Source organism: Nonomuraea typhae (assembly GCF_009760925.1).
In the GTDB taxonomy this organism is placed as follows: Bacteria; Actinomycetota; Actinomycetes; order Streptosporangiales; family Streptosporangiaceae; genus Nonomuraea; species Nonomuraea typhae.
This window is the reverse complement of sequence record NZ_VRLV01000002.1, coordinates 744974-761066: the sequence shown is the minus strand read 5'-3', so window position 1 is coordinate 761066 and position 16093 is coordinate 744974. Positions and strand designations below refer to the sequence as shown.

At 70.1% G+C, this 16093-nt stretch carries 11 protein-coding genes and 1 other RNA gene; 4 read left to right on the top strand and 8 right to left on the bottom strand.

Features of this window, described 5'->3' with window-relative positions:
* The first annotated feature begins 95 nt into the window (after positions 1-95).
* Positions 96-484, top strand: an RNA gene (gene rnpB / locus FVE25_RS10010) — RNase P RNA component class A.
* Positions 485-541: 57 nt separating this feature from the next.
* On the opposite strand, the gene FVE25_RS10005 is transcribed toward rnpB, so the two are convergent.
* Together FVE25_RS10005 and FVE25_RS10000 are read right to left on the bottom strand one after the other, a co-directional pair.
* Positions 542-787: a hypothetical protein gene (locus FVE25_RS10005; RefSeq protein WP_157246125.1), complete on the bottom strand. Its 246-nt coding sequence runs from the start codon at positions 785-787 to the stop codon at positions 542-544.
* 131 nt (positions 788-918) lie between these two features.
* Complete coding sequence (locus FVE25_RS10000; RefSeq protein ID WP_157246124.1) at positions 919-1770, bottom strand: hypothetical protein; 852 nt, start codon at positions 1768-1770, stop codon at positions 919-921.
* A 339-nt stretch (positions 1771-2109) separates the two neighbouring features.
* Here FVE25_RS10000 and FVE25_RS09995 point away from each other — a divergent pair, with 339 nt between their 5' ends.
* A complete protein-coding gene (locus FVE25_RS09995; protein WP_157246123.1) occupies positions 2110-2334 on the top strand; it encodes a hypothetical protein in 225 nt (74 codons plus the stop codon).
* On the top strand, positions 2331-3398 hold the full coding sequence (locus tag FVE25_RS09990; RefSeq protein WP_157246122.1) for a SagB/ThcOx family dehydrogenase: 1068 nt from the start codon (positions 2331-2333) through the stop codon (positions 3396-3398). The genes FVE25_RS09995 and FVE25_RS09990 overlap by 4 nt, the downstream gene beginning before the upstream one ends.
* On the opposite strand, the gene FVE25_RS09985 is transcribed toward FVE25_RS09990, so the two are convergent.
* Genes FVE25_RS09985 through FVE25_RS09975 form a run of 3 tightly spaced genes read right to left on the bottom strand, consistent with a single transcriptional unit; the run spans position 3365 to position 10032 of the window.
* Positions 3365-6493 (bottom strand): efflux RND transporter permease subunit, encoded by a 3129-nt coding sequence (locus tag FVE25_RS09985; RefSeq protein ID WP_157246121.1) that lies wholly within the window; start codon positions 6491-6493, stop codon positions 3365-3367. The genes FVE25_RS09990 and FVE25_RS09985 overlap by 34 nt on opposite strands.
* Positions 6494-6505: 12 nt before the next feature.
* Positions 6506-6934, bottom strand: a complete 429-nt coding sequence (locus FVE25_RS09980) for an efflux RND transporter periplasmic adaptor subunit (RefSeq protein ID WP_157246120.1) — start codon at positions 6932-6934, stop codon at positions 6506-6508.
* Positions 6931-10032, bottom strand: coding sequence for an efflux RND transporter permease subunit (locus FVE25_RS09975; RefSeq protein WP_157246119.1), 3102 nt, complete (start codon positions 10030-10032; stop codon positions 6931-6933). Before FVE25_RS09975 ends, FVE25_RS09980 begins: the two co-directional genes overlap by 4 nt.
* Before the next feature lie 393 nt (positions 10033-10425).
* On the opposite strand from FVE25_RS09975, the gene FVE25_RS09970 reads away from it, so the two are divergent.
* On the top strand, positions 10426-10896 hold the full coding sequence (locus FVE25_RS09970) for a GNAT family N-acetyltransferase (protein WP_157246118.1): 471 nt from the start codon (positions 10426-10428) through the stop codon (positions 10894-10896).
* 100 nt (positions 10897-10996) lie between these two features.
* Here the strand turns inward: FVE25_RS09970 and FVE25_RS09965 are convergent, their stop codons facing one another.
* The 3 genes from FVE25_RS09965 to FVE25_RS09955 form a co-directional block, all read right to left on the bottom strand.
* Complete coding sequence (locus tag FVE25_RS09965) at positions 10997-12007, bottom strand: NAD-dependent epimerase/dehydratase family protein (RefSeq protein ID WP_157246117.1); 1011 nt, start codon at positions 12005-12007, stop codon at positions 10997-10999.
* A gap of 35 nt (positions 12008-12042) precedes the next feature.
* Positions 12043-14199, bottom strand: a complete 2157-nt coding sequence (locus FVE25_RS09960; RefSeq protein ID WP_246266873.1) for a SulP family inorganic anion transporter — start codon at positions 14197-14199, stop codon at positions 12043-12045.
* A 107-nt stretch (positions 14200-14306) separates the two neighbouring features.
* Positions 14307-15935 (bottom strand): hypothetical protein, encoded by a 1629-nt coding sequence (locus tag FVE25_RS09955; RefSeq protein ID WP_157246115.1) that lies wholly within the window; start codon positions 15933-15935, stop codon positions 14307-14309.
* Between the last annotated feature and the right edge of the window lie 158 nt (positions 15936-16093).

The window sequence follows — 16093 nt, the reverse complement described above, 5'->3', positions numbered from 1 at the left end:
CCACCCAATGCCACCGTCCCCCTCGGACGACGGCGTGATCATCCCACCCCGGGCGGCTTGTCGCCTGGTTGAGGTTTGATAATCTCGCTGCCAGACGAGCCGGCCGGGCGGCCGCGTCGGACCCGCGAGGGCCCGCCGAGGAAGGTCCGGGCTCCACAGGGCAGGGTGGTCGGTAACGCCGACCCGGGGTGACCCGCGGGACAGTGCCACAGAAAACAGACCGCCTCCACTCACGTGGAGGTAAGGGTGAAACGGTGGTGTAAGAGACCACCAGCGCCCACGGTGACGTGGGCGGCTCGGTAAACCCCACCTGGAGCAAGGTCAAGAAGGGCGCTTCGCGAGAGGCGCCCGCGTGCGGCGCCTGAGGGCTGCCCGCCCGAGCCGCACGGGTAGACCGCTGGAGGCCGCCGGCAACGGCGGTCCTAGATGGATGGTCGCCCCCTCACACGAGGGACAGAACCCGGCCTACAGGCCGGCTCGTCGCAAGAAGCGAGCCCTCCGGCAGGCGACCGCCTCGCCGGAGGGCCGCTGTGGCCGCACGTCACGGTGTTCGCTCGCGGCGGGGATAGGTCGCCGCTATGGCCATGAGAACGAACGACGGCACATAGAACATCCCTATCGAGGCCAGGCCGAGGACGCACCAGACACCCAGGAGCGCCGCCGCGACGATCGCGGGCGTCCTGATCCGGCTTCCCCTGAAGGCGAGCGGCGCCAGGGCGATGACGACGGGGAGCAGGAGCATCGCGATGCTCTGCCAGCCCGAGACGCTCCCGAGGCCGGTGCGCACGGTTCCTTCGGGACCGGCCGCCGTATACAGGGGGGCGGCGAATGCGATAATCGAGGCCGCCAGTGCCAGAATCGCCGACGCGATGACCCATCGTGCCTCTGCCCGCATCGCCCGTCACCCCAATGATCGGATCAGCTGAATTCGAGCTGGTGATGCCGTGTCAGCAGGAAGCTGCAGCCGCTATCGGCGTAGGAATCAGTGTAACCGCTCATCTCGCCGGTCCACCAGCCGCGGACATAATTGCGCGGATAATATACGTGGGCGGCCGGGACGGCGATACCGCAGAACGCTTGATTAGCATAGTGCGTGTAGGATTCCGACCGGTGATCCGTGCATCCGTAGAGGTTTTGGAAGTTCTCGCCGAGCAGCGCCCAGCCCGTTCCGGACAGCCACTCGTAGTTGTATGAGGCCCATCCGGGATTTACGCAGTTCTCGTTGTTCCAGTCCCAGGAGACGGTGTTCTTGGTGGAGTTGACCGTCAGCCCGATCGGATCCGTCCACCAGGTCCTGAAATAGCCAGTGGTCCTGGTCCACCCGGCAGTCGACTTCTGTGCCGGACGAAGCTGCGAAGGCGCCGGTTCCTCGATCTTCGTGGGTTTGGCGGAACGTCCCTCCTTCGTCGCGACATCCGGCGAGGGCTGCGTCACGGGCGTCTTCGGCACGGCGTCTCCGCGGCGGACCGCCACTTCCAGCTGACAGGTCCTGAGATTGATCCGGGTCTCGTCGGCGCGGACGACCCGGTCGGCGGGTGTCGCCTTGAGTTCGACGGGAATCACGCATCCGTCGGCCCCGGTCCTCTTACCCGAGAGGATGACGAGTTCCGCCCCCGCCGGGGCGGGTGTCTTGGTCAGCCAGCCGTCCGCGTCCACGGCCGGTGGAGTCGGGGGCGTCGTGCCGGCGTTGGCCGCGGGGACGAAGCCGAGCCCCAGGAAAAGCAGGGCGATGCCCAGCGCGGATAAAAGGCGATGTGCTCCTGAACGCATTTACCCCTCCATAGGTCGAGCTGTCACGCTTTCGAGTGCAGCCCATGGGAGCGGTTCCGGTCAAGGGGGAAATGACAAACGGAAAGCCTGCCGCGAGAAACGCCAAGAAATGACGGACGTATTTCTTGATTCTTCAGTATAGAAGCGCCGTCTATATTTCGTCTCAAGAGCCAGCTCGCCGGCGTTCCCGGCCCGGATCCACGAGGTGATTCCTGCTGAGCGTTTCTTGCGCAAACCCCTCGGGGGGAGACGGAATGACCTTGGGGGTTGACGGGAGTCACGGCGAGGTGGAGTGTCGGTGTGCACGTGTCACGATCAACAAGGAAAGGAGCAAGCACCATGGGTACCGAAACGCAGGACGTGTCCGCACGGATCAAGGAACTCGCGGAAGGCAACGAGATCATCATCTCCCTCACCGCGGAACAGGCAAGCGCGCTCCTTGAACAGTGGGACGACAAGGACCCGACGGCCCCGGCCAAGATCAGGTTCGCCGTCGATGAGCAGAACGTCGCGGAGATCCACGTGGCCGCGTACCGCTACCGCGGCTCCAGCTGCTGCGTATGAGTGAACCCGCTCCCGGCGACCTGCTGCGAAGGGCGGGTGCTCTGGCCGGTCGTTGGCAGGGTGACGGCTTCCACGTCGAGAACTACCTCAGCGGGCGATCCGCGAGGATGTCCGGCGCGGTGGTCGATCTGCTCGACATGCTGGAGCAACCCGTCGGCTTCGCCGATCTGTGTGACAAGCTGGCTCACGTACCCGGGGTGAAGTCGCTGATCGGCAAGCTCGTCGCCGCCGACATCGTGGTGGTGTGCGGCGGCGCGGCCGACGTTCTGGACCGGCAGGTCGCCACGGCGTGGGTGTGGGACCCCTCCGCCCGGCACTTTCACTTCCACACCTCGCGCACCCGGTTCACCGAGGACCTGGCGGCCGAGGACCTGGCGCTCAAGGAGCGGGCCAAGGCGCACCCGCCGCCGTCGCCGTTCCTGAGTCGCGAAGGGGAACGAGCCGAGCTGCCCGACGCCTTCTCCGGGCGGCAGGGGGAGTTCTGGGACGTTCTGCGCCGCCGCCGCACCCACCGGGTCTTCGGGCCAGGGGCGGTCGAGCTGGCGGACCTGGCGACCGTGCTCGGCGCGACCTGGGGCGCCACCTCGGTGGTGACGGATCCGGAGGTGGGCAGCCATCTGCTGAAGACCAGCCCGTCGGGCGGGGCGCGGCATCCCACCGAGGTGTATGTCGTCGCCCGGTCGATCGGCGGGCTGGCCCCGGGCGTGTATCACTACGGGCCCGGCGAGCACGCCCTCACCCTGGTACGGCAGGGCGACCACACCGAGGAGATCGTCGAGGTGTGCGGCAGACAGCCGTGGATCGGCCAGGCTGCGGCCGTGTTCGTCATGACGGCGGTGATGGGCCGGAGCTCGTGGAAGTACCCGCAGGCGCACGCCTACCGGGTGCTCATGATGGACGCTGGCCACCTGGGCCAGACCTTCCACCTGGTGGTGACGGCGCTCGGGCTGGCGCCGTTCACCTCCGCGGCCATCCACACCCGCGATGCCCAGGAGCTCCTGGGCATCGACGGGGTGACGGAGTTCCCTGTCTACACCGCCGCGCTGGGCTCGCTGCCGGATTGACGGCGGCGCTTGGCGAAGCGCAGGTACAACGGCGGCGTCACGAACAGGTTCAGCAGCGTCGAGGTGACCAGCCCGCCCAGCACGACCACGGCCAGCGGGTGCTCGATCTCGTGCCCGGGGATGTTGCCCATGATGACCAGGGGCAGCACCGCGAGCCCGGCGGCCAGCGCGGTCATGAGGATCGGGGAGAGCCGCTCACGGGCTCCCCGCAGCACCAGGGCCGGTCCGAACGGTTCCTTCTCGTGGTCCTCCAGGTGCTGGAAGTGGTTGATCATCAGGATGCCGTTCCTGGCCGCGATGCCCATGACCGTGAAGAACCCGACCAGCGCGCCCAGCGAGACGATCCCGTCGCCGAGGTAGGCGGCCAGCACCCCGCCGACCAGCGCGACCGGCAGCGTGATGAGGCTCAGTACGGCCAGCCGCCAGCTGCGGAAGGACAGGTTCAGCAGGATCAGCACGACGACCAGCGCGATCGCCGCGTACCCGAGCAGGCGGGTCGTGGCGGCCTGCCGCTCGGCGTACTCCCCGAGCACTTCGGCGTGGAAGCCGCGGGGGAAGGCGACGCCGGCCAGGGCCGCCTCGACGTCGCGGGCCACGGCGCCGAGGTCGCGGTCGCGCACGTTGGCGCCGACGTCGATGCGGCGGGAGCCGCCTTCGCGCTCGATGACGTTGGGCGTCGACTTGATCTGGACGGAGGCCACGTCGCCGAGCCGTACCTTCTCGCCGCTCGGCGTGTCGACGGGCAGGTCCTTGATCGCCTCGGGGTTGGACCGGGAGGCAGGGACGCTCCAGACGCGCACGTCGTAGACGCGGCCTTCCCAGTAGGTGTCGCTGACTTCCTCGGTGGCGACCAGGGCGCCGGTGGCCCGCCGTACGTCACCCGGTTTGAGACCGTGCTTGCGGGCGGCCTCGAGGTCGACCTGGACCTCGATCTGGGGGATGTCCTTCTGCAGGGAGGTCTTGGCCTCGACGATGCCGCCGATCTTGGCGATGCGGTCCTGGACCTTGGCCGCGGTCTCGCGCAGGGTGGCCAGGTCGTCGCCGTAGATGCGCACCACGATCGTCTCGCTGGCGCCGGTCAGCACCTCCTTGATGCGTTCCTTCAGGTAGGTCTGCACGTCGCGCTGGAGGCCGGGGTAGCCGTCGACAACCTCCTGGATGGCGGCGACGGTCTTGTCGTAGTCGGCGGAGGGGTCGACGCTGACCCAGTTCTCGCCGAAGTACATGCCGACGACCTCGTCGGCGTTGACGGCCTGGCCGATGTGCGCGCCGAAGTTGCGCACGCCGGGGATGGCCCGCAGTTCCTTGCTGGCCGCGGTGCTGATGCGGACCATCTCGGGGTGCGAGGTGCCCGGCGCGGTCAGCCAGTGCATGAGGAAGTCGCGCTCCTTGAAGGAGGGGAGCAGCGACTGCCCGAGGAACGGCAGGACGGCCAGCCCAGCGGCCATGACGGCGGCCACTGTAGCGTAGGCCCAGCCGGGCCGCCGGACGGTCCGGGTCAGCGCCCGCTGGTAGCCGTTCTGCAGCCAGACGACCAGGGGCGACTGCCGGCGTTCCACGGCGGCCTTGCCGAGCAGCATGAGCGCCATGGCCGGGGTCACGGTGAGCGCCACGAGCAGGGAGGCGCCGACCGCGAGTGCGTAGGAGACGGTCAGCGGGTTGAAGAAGGCGCCGGCGAGTCCGTCGAGGAAGAGGACGGGGACCGCCGCCGCGATGATGATGAGCGTGGCGTAGATGATCGGCGAGCGCACCTCCATGGAGGCGTCCAGGATCACCCGCGCGGTCGATCCGCCCGTGCCGGCGGCCCGGTGCAGGCGCAGGCGGCGCATGATGTTCTCGACGTCGATGATGGCGTCGTCCACGACGACGCCCAGGGCGATCACCAGCCCCGCGAGAATCATCGTGTTGACCGTGTCGCCGCGCCATTGCAGGACCAGGACGGCGGCCATGAGCGAGATCGGGATGGTGATCAGGCTGATCACCGCGGCCCGCCACTCGAAGAGGAACGCGCCGATGATCAGCACGACCAGGAGGAAGCCGAGCAGCAGCGAGAGGTTCAGGTTGCCGAGCGCTACCTCGACGAACGTGGCCGGCCGGAAGATGGTCGTGTCGATCGCCACGTCCGGCAGGCCCGGCTTGAGCTGGGCGATGGCCGCCTCGACGCCCTTGGTCACCTCGAGGGTGTTGCCCCATGGCAGCTTCTCGACGATGAGCATGAGCCCTTCGCCGTCGTTGATGACCGCGTCGCCGATCAGTGGCTGGTGGCCCTCGATGACGTCGGCCACGTCGCTGAGCGGCACCACTTTTCCGTCGTTGTTGGTGACCGGGATCTTGGTGATGTCCTGGCCGGTGGTGATCGGCAGCACGTGCCTGATGGGCAGGCGGCTCTCGGGTGTCTCCACCCAGCCGCCGGTGCCGACCATGGTGCCGTTGGTGTGCCTGAGCAGGCCGGCGTCCAGCGCGTCGCCGGAAGCGGTCATCACCTGGTCGAGGGTGACGTCCTTGGCCTTCATCCGCTCCGGGTCCACCTGGACGAGCGTCATCTGCTGGCGCTGGCCCCAGATCGCCACGTTGGCCACGCCCGGCACCTTCAGGAGCCGGTTGCGGATGGTCCAGAAGGAGATCATGGACAGCTGGATGACGGAGTGCTTCGGCGACGAGATGCCGATCTTCATGACCCGGCTGGTGGAGGAGAGCGGCTGCAGGATCGTGGGCGGGGACGCCCAGCTCGGGATCGTGGGCGTGATCGTGGCCAGCCGTTCCTGGACGAGCTGGCGGGCCTTGATGAGATCGGTGCCCGGTTTGAAGATCATGAGTACGGACGACAGCTGCGGCACCGACTTGGACCGGAGCACGTCCAGCCCCTCGATGCCGTTGAGCGTCTCCTCCAGCGGCACGGTGATGAGGCTCTCTACCTCGCCCGCGGTCAGGCCGATGCAGGCGGTCTGCACCTCGACCCGCGGCGGGGCGAATTCGGGGAAGACGTCCACCGGCATGTCCCGAAGCTGGCCGGCCCCGAACAGCATCATCCCGGCGGCCAGCGCGAGCACGATATAGCGGAACCGGAGGCTCGATCCGACGATCCAACGCATCATCTCGAGTCCGCCCTACTTCCCGATGCCCAGTTCGGCGCCGAACAACTCGGCGGCGCCGTCGGCCACGACCCGCGTGCCGGCGTCCGGCCCCGCCGTGAGGTGGGCGACGCCGCCCTTCAAGGACCCGACGATGACGCTCGCCCGCTGGAACACGCCCTCGGCCGAGCTGACGAACACCCACGCCTTGCCCTTGGTGTCATAGACCACCGCGGAGTACGGCACGGCCAGCATGTTCGCCGGCCCCGGCTGAGCGGGGACCAGCCGGATGCCGAGGCGCTCGACCGCCTTGTCCGTCAGGGTGAGCTTGCTCAGGTCGGAACCGTCCAGCTTCTCCACCTTCGCGGGCTCGACCTTGGGCCCGGCCAGCGCCTTCTCCGTGCCGGCGCATCCGGAGGCGGCCAGGCAGGCGGCCAGCAGTGTGGTGGTGAGCAAGCGCTTCATGCCCGCCCCACCTCCACGAGCTCCCGCAGATCGGCGTCGGGATCGGGCCGCGGTTGTCGTGGCGCCAGGCTGAGATACAGCCCGGGCAGCACCACCAGGCCCCACACCGCCGTGGTGACCAGGCCGCCGAGCACCCCGATCGCCAGCGGCCTGGCCGCCTCATGCCCCGGCACGCTGCCCAGGGCGATGAGCGGCAGCACGGCCACCGCGACCGCGGCCATCGTGGTGATCACCGGCAGCAGGCTCTCGCCCGCGCCGCGCAGCACGTGCTCGGCCGTGACGACCCCGCCGTTCCCGGCCGCCAGCCGCCGGAAGCCGGTGAACATCACCAGCGCCAGCCGTACCGCCAGCGCCAGGACGGCCGGCAGCGCGAGCACCACGCTCAGCGACAGCACGCCGTCGCCCAGGAGGGCGACGACCGCGGCGCCGGACAGCGCGGCCGGCAGGGTCAGCACGACGAGCGCGGCCATCCGCCAGCTCGACATCGCCGCCTGCAGCAGCAGCACGATCGCCACCAGCGCGGCCAGGCCGGGCCACAGGAGCGCCGCCCAGTTCACCTCGCCCTGGTCGCCGGCGTCGAGCACCTCGGCGTGGAACTCCATGGGGAAGGCCAGCCGGCGCACGACGTTCCCGACGTCCTGGATGACCGCGTCCCTGCCGCGTCCCGACAGCTCGGCGACCACGTCGTAGTAGCGTGCGGTCGCCTCGTGCTTGAAGACGTTCTGGTTGGCCTGGACCCGGACCTGGGCCACCTCGGACAGCGGGACCTGCTTGCCGTCCGGGGTGTCGATCCGGATCTGGCCGATGCTGCCGAGGCTCTGCCGGGTGCCCGGGGCGCCGACCACGATGACCTCGAAGACCTTCTGGTTCTCGAAGAGGCTGCCGACCTCGATGCCCTGCATCCAGGTGGCCGCGGCCCGCCGTACGTCGCCGGGTTTGAGGCCCTTCTGCTGCGCGGCGGCGATGTTCACCTCGACCTCGGCGGTGGGCTCCTTCGGCTGGAGTTGCACCCGCGGGCCGGTGACTCCGGGGACGGCGCCGATCGCCGCCTTCACCTTCTCGGCCTCGGCCTGGAGCAACGTGAGGTCCTGGCCGTAGACGCGCACGGCCACCTCGCCGCCGGAGGGGGCGCGCACGCCGACGACGCTCTCGTCGTGGTAGCTGCGCACCTGCCGGTCGAAGCCGGGGTGCCGGCTCACCACGTCGCCGATCGCGGCGACGGTTCTCTCGTACGGCGCGGCGGGGGTGAGCCCGACCCACAGGATGCCCGAGTTGATGCCCACCACCTGGTCGGAGGCGATGGCGCGGCCCACGTGCCCGGCCACGCCGCGCACGCCGGGGATGGCCCTGAGCTCGCTTCTGACCTGCTCTCCCGCCTTGACCATGGCCGGTTGGGAGGTGCCGGGCGGCGCCTCCCACCGGATGAGCAGGTCGCGGTCCTGGAAGACGGGCATCAGCGTGGCCCCCGCCCGCGGCGCGATCGCGAAGGCGGCGGTGCCCAGGCCGGCGAGCAGCAGGACACCGGCCACGGCGTAGGCGATGGCAGGCCGCGGAACGCTCCATCCGAGCACGCGCCGGTAGAGCCGGTGCGCCCGGTTCTCGCGCGGCACCGCCGTACGCCGGAGGAGCAGGGAGGCCAGCGCGGGCGTGACCGTGAGCGCCGTGAGCAGGGAGGCGGCGACGGCGAGCAGGTAGGACAGGGTCAGCGGCCCGAAGAAGCGCCCGGCGAGGCCGGGCACGAGCAACGCCGGCGCCGCGGCGGCCAGCGCGATGAGCGTCGCGTAGAGCAAGGGAGAGCGCAGCGCCAGCACCGCGTCGAGGACGGACTGACCTTCGGGGCGGTGCGTCACGTTGTGCACGCCGGTGACCGCGTCGTGCACGACCACGGCCAGTGCGACCACCAGCCCGGCGAGCACGAGCGTGTTGAGCGGCTCGCCGCGCCCTTGCAGCACCAGCAGGGCGGCGACCAGCGACACGGGCACGGTGATCAGCGTGATCAGGGCGGCCCGCCAGCTCAGCAGGGCCGCGCCGACGATGAGCACGAGCAGCCCGAGACCCACCGACAGCGACAGCGCGAGGTTGGCGCGGGCGGACTCCACGAAGGTGGCCGGGCGGTAGATGCCCGAGTCGAGCTTCATGCCGGAAAGGCCGGGGCCGAGCGCGGCCAGCGCCTCCTCGACGCCCTTGGTGACCTGCAGCGTGTCGGTGCCGGGGAACTTCTCCACCACGAGCATGAGCGTCTTGCCGTCACCGGCGAGGCTGTCGCCGATCAGCGGCTGGTGGTCCTCGACCACGGTGCCCACGTCGCCGAGCGTGACGTCGCGGACGGGCTCGTCGTCCTCGCCGGGTTCGACGGGTACCTTGGCCAGGTCCTGGGCGGTCTTGATGGGGGAGATGTGCTGGATGCCGAGCCGCTGCTGCGGGGTGTCGATGAAGCCGCCGGAGCCGGGGGTCGAGGCCTTGACGAAGCTCAGCGGCGAGGACCACAACGCGTTGCCCGTCGTGGAGATGACCTGGTTGAGCGTGACGCCGTGCCGGGCCAGCCGGTCGGGGTCCACCTGGACCTGCAGCTGGCGTTCGCGCTGTCCCCAGATGGCCACGTTGGCCACCCCGGGCACGCCCATCAGCCGGGGCTTGATGTTCCACCTGGCCAGGACGGACATCTCGATGAGGGAGAGGTTCGCGGCCGACAGGCCGACGATCGCCACCCGGTTGGCCGACGACAGTGGTTGCAGCATGGTGGGCGGCTTGGAGACGTTGGGCAGGATGCCCGCATGGCCGAGCCGTTCCTGGACCATCTGCCGGGCCTTCAGCAGGTCGGTGCCCGGCTCGAAGATCATCTCGATGGACGACAGGCCGGCGACCGAGTTCGAGCGGATCTCGTCCAGCCAGGCCACGCCGTTGAGCAGGTTCACCTCCAGCGGCACGGTGATGAGCTGCTCCACCTCGTAGGCGGACAGGCCCAGTGCCTCGGTCTGCACCTCGACGTAGACGGGCGAGAACTCGGGCAGCGCCTCGATCGAGGAATCGCGTAATTGCCCGGCCCCCACGACCAGCAGGGCCAGCGCGGCGATCACCACCAGGCCGCGAAACTTCATACTCAGGTTGACTAGCCAGCGCATCGCGGGATGCCCCCTTTTCCTGTGACGGGTTACCGCGGTATTTGACGCACTACGAAAAAAATCGCTCACCACATAAACCCGCACAGACCCCCTGTACGCCCCCTCACGGCTTGCAATCGCAATTCTGTGCGACCGCTATGCCGTGTCAAGTCCCCCGAAAAGGGGACACGAGATCTGGTCAAGCCATATCCTCGCGTGTGCGCCGCGTGCGAAGGACGCATACGGTCCGCGAACCCGGCACGTCAGAAACGGCCGGATAATGACATTTCTGAAACGTGTTTCAGGAATGGGTGCGGTATCGCCGTCCGAATCGCCCGCGCCGCCCAGCCGGAATGTGGCCGCATCCGGACTCCGGCTACCCTGAGGCGCATGATTCGACCCGCGACACCCGGCGACGTCCCCGAGATCCTGGCCATGGTCCGCGAACTCGCCGACTACGAGAACGCCCCCCAGGAAGTACGCAGCACCGAGGCGCAACTGCACCAGGCGCTCTTCGGCGAACGGCCGGCGGCCTTCGCGCACGTGGCCGAGCACGACGGGCGGGCGGCCGGGTTCGCGTTGTGGTTCCTGAACTTCTCCACCTGGCGGGGGAAGCACGGCATCTACCTGGAAGACCTCTTCGTCCGTCCGCGCTACCGCGGCGAGGGGTACGGCAGGGCGCTGCTGGCCGAGCTGGCGGCGATCTGCGTGGAGCGGGGCTACCAGCGCCTGGAGTGGTCGGTGCTGGACTGGAACGAGCCGGCCATCGGCTTCTACAAGAGCCTCGGCGCCATCCCCATGGACGAGTGGACGGTGTACCGGCTGACCGACGAGCCCCTGCGGGCCCTGGCCGGGCGGTAGGAACGAGGGGCGGGGGCATCGGCAACCCCGCCCCTCCGAGTCCCTGGGAGTCGGGACGCCCTCACGCTAGGACCGCGGGACGACCCCCGTCTGCGGAGGATTACGCAGAACGGGCCTCCCACGCGGCGAGCAACTCGCGCTCCCGCTCCGGTGCCATGCCGTGCACCATCTTGGTCCCGTAGACGCGCTGGTCCTCGGGGATCTGCCGCAGCCACTCCCACGTGTCGCGCACGGTCTCCGCGATCGGCCGCGCGCGCAGGCCGGCGGCCTCGGCCCGGCCCGTGGGGGCGGTCCAGAAGCTGCCCATGCTCGCCGGCAGCCACAGCGGCAACTCGACGAACAGGCCGGCCTCGCGCTCGGTCAGGAAGTCGTCGGCCACCCACACGAACTCGGCGTCGGAGCCGGTGGCCTCCTTGCACCAGCCGAGCAGCTCACCATAGGTGGCGTTGCCCGCGGGCCCGGTCACCACGAACCGGTCGGCGACGCCCTTCTCGGCCTGGTCGAAGCTGAAGGTGACCACGTCGCGGACGTCGACGAGCTGCATGGGCATGCCGGGATCGCCGGGGGCGAGCACCCGGCCGCCCCGCGAGATCCGGGTCAGCCACCAGGGCAGCCGTGCCACGTTCTCGTGCGGGCCCAGGAGCAGCCCCGCCTGGATGATCAGCACGGTGCCGTCGAAACCCTGCTCGACTGCGCGCTCACAGCCGGCCTTCAGCGTGCCGTAGTCGCCGTCCTCCGGCTCGGCGTCGGGGGCGCAGTCCCACAACTCGGGGCTTTCCTCGTTGATCGGCTCGTCCGGGAAACCCTTGAGTGCGGAGATCGTGGAGACGAACACATAGGTCGGCGCATGCCCGGACACGACGCGCGCCGACTCGCCCACCACGCGCGGCACGTAGCCGGAGGTGTCGATCACGATGTCCCACGTGCGGCCCTCGACCAGGCGCTCCAGGTCGGCGCGGACCTCGCGGTCGCCGCGGATCGCCTCGACCCCGGGCACGTCCGTGCCCGATCGGCCTCTGTTGAAGGTGGTGACCTGGTAGCCCCTCTCCATGGCCTCCTTCACATAGGTGCGGCCAAGGAACCCGGAACCTCCGATGACAAGTATCTTCATACCGTTCATTTCTTGCATACAGCGTGCGCATATGGCTAGGTTTTCACCGAAAGCGTAGATGGCAGGCGGTGCACCCGCGCGGTCCCGATGTCGAAGTACAACCCGACCAGCTCCAGCTCCCCGGCCAGCACCTGCTCGTCCACCCGCCGGTAGGTCCGCAGGTTGAGCAACTGCTGCTGCACGTTGACCCGGCACAGCCGATCCAGCGGACCGCTGTCGGTGCCGTCGCTCTCGCCGTCGATGAACCGGGCCAGGCTGTGGTTGCCGTGCCGCAGCCAGCGGCGCAACCCCGGCAGGCTGCCCGCGTTCACCCCGCCGCTGAGCAATCCGGCCATCGCCCCGCAGCCCGAGTGCCCGCACACCGTGATCGTCCGCACCCCCAGCACCTGCGTGGCGTACTCGATCGCGGCCACCACCGAGTCGTCGTTCGGCTCGCAGCCGCGCCGCGGGACCAGGTTGCCGATGTTGCGCACGGTGAACAGGTCACCCGGGCCGCTGGCGGTGATCAAGCTCGGCACGACCCGCGAATCGGCGCAGGTGATGAACAGGTGCGAGGGCTGCTGCCTGCGGGCCAGCTCGGTGAAGATGGGCTGCACCAGCGGAGCCGTACGCCGGTGGAACTCACGCGCGCCCGCCGTCAGCTGGCACTCGACCCCGGACGGCCCGCCCTGCGGCGGCACCACCGGCCGGGGAGCGCGCCGGCGGCGGTGCGCCCACGGCAGCCACCACCGGTCCGGCGCCCGCAGCGGCGTCTTGGCGGGGAACATGCGCGAACCCGAGGCCGCCATCGCATACCACTCGTCGTGGATGTCGTCGATGTCCACCGTGCCGCCGAGCCGTTCGTGATCCACCCGCCACGAGTGGATCGCCTCGAACGCGGCGTTGTCCATGAAGTCGATGTTGAGATCCAGGTCCACGCCCGCGCCCGCCGGGATCTGGCGCAGCTCGTGCGTGAGCCGGGGCACGCCCAGGAACGTCAGCGACCCGGAGATCGTCGCGTGGTAGTGCCCGTCCTCCTCCTGCCGGACGTTGATCGTCACCCAGGTCAGCCGGCGCAGCGCCAGCAGCGCGGCCAGCGCGAGGCCCAGCAGCACGCCCTCGGCCAGCCCGAGCACGATCACCCCGCCCATGGTCAGGATGTACACCGGCACCTCGCCGTGGCCGTGCACCTTCCTGACGTGGCCCAGGTTGACCATCTGCACGCCGAGGAAGACCAGCAGCGCGGCCAGCGCCTCCATCGGGATGAGCTGAATCGACCAGCCGAAACCCAGCGCGAACACCAGCACCCAGCACCCGTGCAGCACCGACGCCCAGCGGGTCCGCCCGCCGGAGCGCACGCTGGCGGTGCTGCGCACGATCCCCCCGGCCACCGGCAGGCCGCCCAGCGCGCCGCTCACCATGTTGGCCACGCCCTGCCCGGTCAGCTCGGTGTCCAGGTCGGCCCGCGGGCCCTCGTGCATGCCGTCGGTCGTCACCGAGCACATCAGCGACTCCACACCGGCCAGCAACGCGACGAGCAGCACCGCGCCCACGATCCGATGCCAGTCACCGTGCGGCAGCACCGGGAAGGCCCACTGGGTGAAGCTGTCCGACAGGTCCACCCGGGTGACGTCCCAGCCGAACGCCCACGCGGCCAGCGCCGCCACCAGCAGGGCGGCCAGCGGCGCCGGCACCGTCCTGATCATCCGGGGCAGCTTCGACCAGATCGCCAGCACCGCGATCGTCAGCACCCCGACCGCGACCGCGTGGCTGTGCTTGGCGGCGATCTGCGCCGGCAGCTCGATGAGGTTGGCGACGGCCGAGCTCTGCGGGCTGCCGCCCAGCACGATGTGCAGCTGCGACAGCGCGATCACCACGCCGACCCCGGCCAGCGTGCCGTGCACGACCGCCGGTGACACCGCCAGCGCGGCCCGCGCCACCCGGAAGACGCCCAGCACGATCTGGGCCGCCCCGGCCAGCAACGTGATCATGCAGGTGGCCCGCCAGCCGTACGTCTGCACGAGATCCGCGACGATGAGCGTCAGCCCCGTCGCCGGCCCGCTCACCTGTACGGCGGAGCCGCCCAGTGCGCCCGCGACGATGCCGCCGACGACGGCGGCGATCAGCCCGGCGGCCAGCGGAGCTCCGGAGGCCATCGCGATGCCCAGGGACAGAGGCACCGCGACGAGGAAGACGACCAGTGAAGCGGGCACGTCATGACGGAGAGTACCGACCACGCTACTCTGAGTGTCCCTGATCATGCGAGAGACTCTAATGCCTCGCTGACCGGGAGTTATGCCTTACGAAAGGCTTTTAACGATCACCGGTAATAGTCGGGATAGTCCTGCTGCTCGGGCGCCCGGCGGCGTCCACCCTGGCGGGCGGGCTGCTGCTGCTCGGTCCCATACACCTCGCTGTAGCCCGGCCAGCTGCCGTTGCCCGCGGGCGGCTCCGGCCAGGCGGCGCCACCGGTGGAGGGAGCGTAGTCGCCCGTCTCGTAGGCGGGATAGGGAGCGGGCTGCGGCGGCGCGGCCGGGACCGCCGGAGCCGGGGCCGAGAGGACGTCGTCATACGCCTCGAACGCCGAGACCGCGCGGCTGGGCGTCGTCGGCGTGCCGGTGGCCGGCGTCGGGCCGGTCACCTCGCTGTCGTCGGCCACCGCCCACCCGGCGCGGACCTCGTAGGAGGCCGGGTAGTCGTTGCCCCGCGGCGTGTAAGCGGCCTCGAAAGCGGGCCAGGAGCCCGACGAGGTGCCCGGGGCCGGGTCGTCCAGCACGTCGCGGACCGGGGTGGCGGGCCAGGAGCCCGAGACCGGGCTCTGCCAGGTCTCGGCGTTGTTCACGTAGGCGGGGAAGGGGTCACTGGTGGGGGCGCCGTGAATGGCGCCATTCGGCACGGCGGGGAAGGCGCCGCTGTTCGTGCCGGCCGGGTGGGCGTGCGCCTGGCTCTGCGCCCGGCTGTTCGACGGGGTGAACGAGGGCGACGGCGGCAGCTGGCCCGAGGGCGTCGCGGGGTAGGCGCCGCTGGTGGCCGCGGGCGCGGGCGTTGCCGTGGTCGTGGGAGAGGAGGGGGGCGTAGGGGGGGCTACCTGCTGGGCGCCCGGGCCCAGGATGCTCATCACGTCCGGCGTCGGGGCGGCGAAGGCCATGGTGCGCTGCTCGGCCACATCGGCGGCGGACGGCGCGGGAGCGGGAGTGGGGGCGGGCGTGGGGGCGGACTTGGCCCGGCGCGAGGAGCGGCTGGGCGGCGCGGGCGCCTCGGCGGGGACGGCGTCCATGCGCTGCGTCGACTCGACCAGATCCGCGAGGTTCGCCTTGGCGGCGGGGGCGCGCTGCGGGAGCGCCTGCTGGACGGTGGTGGCGTTCGGGTCGGCGGCGCTGACGGGCGCCTCCTGCTCGACCGGGCGAGGCGCGCCCATGGGGCGCTCGGCTCCGGCGGGCCGCTGGGCACCGACCGGGCGCTCGGCTCCGGCGGGACGTTCGGCACCCACGGGACGTTCGGCGCCGAGGGGGCGCTCGGCGCCCATGGGACGGTCGGCGCCAACCGGCCGGGACGCTCCCTTGCGCGCCGCGACCGTGCCGCCGGCGCCGAAGCCGCCCTCCTCCGCATCGCTGCGGATGTTGGCCCAGAACTCCTCGTCCTCGTCATCCGAGCTCGGGTTGCCCCACTCGTCGACGCCACGCTTGCCGCGCTGGCCGGTACGCACCGGCCTGGGCTGTTTGACCTCGTCGATCGGGCTGAAATCGGGGCTGAAGTTCGTCATCCGGGGCTCATGCGCCGCGAACTCGTCCGTTGAACGGGCCTGCTTCATCTCTTCCCGGTCGACCAGATCCTTCAGCCGCTCCGGCGGCAGGGAACTCTCCCTGCGGTTCATCGAACGCATGCCCAGTGCCACGACGACGAGCACGAGGAGCACAACAGCGACCAAGCTGACTACGACCGCGGTCATTGCACCACCCTCAAAGCCATGGCCTCCCAGTGGCGCCGGTGAGATCGCGCGGCCATCGACGCGACCTGCCCCCTATGATCACCGACGTCTAACAATTGGATCTGATTCTGTCGGACCACTATGAGCGTTGTCACACCCTAAGTGAAGAATTGGTAACC

Coding starts and splice junctions, on each gene's coding strand:
- FVE25_RS10000 (WP_157246124.1), bottom strand. CDS start 1,770: ATGCGTTCAGGAGCACATCGCCTTTTATCCGCGCTGGGCATCGCCCTG.
- FVE25_RS09995 (WP_157246123.1), top strand. CDS start 2,110: ATGGGTACCGAAACGCAGGACGTGTCCGCACGGATCAAGGAACTCGCG.
- FVE25_RS09990 (WP_157246122.1), top strand. CDS start 2,331: ATGAGTGAACCCGCTCCCGGCGACCTGCTGCGAAGGGCGGGTGCTCTG.
- FVE25_RS09985 (WP_157246121.1), bottom strand. CDS start 6,493: ATGATGCGTTGGATCGTCGGATCGAGCCTCCGGTTCCGCTATATCGTG.
- FVE25_RS09980 (WP_157246120.1), bottom strand. CDS start 6,934: ATGAAGCGCTTGCTCACCACCACACTGCTGGCCGCCTGCCTGGCCGCC.
- FVE25_RS09975 (WP_157246119.1), bottom strand. CDS start 10,032: ATGAAGTTTCGCGGCCTGGTGGTGATCGCCGCGCTGGCCCTGCTGGTC.
- FVE25_RS09970 (WP_157246118.1), top strand. CDS start 10,426: ATGATTCGACCCGCGACACCCGGCGACGTCCCCGAGATCCTGGCCATG.
- FVE25_RS09965 (WP_157246117.1), bottom strand. CDS start 12,007: ATGAAGATACTTGTCATCGGAGGTTCCGGGTTCCTTGGCCGCACCTAT.
- FVE25_RS09955 (WP_157246115.1), bottom strand. CDS start 15,935: ATGACCGCGGTCGTAGTCAGCTTGGTCGCTGTTGTGCTCCTCGTGCTC.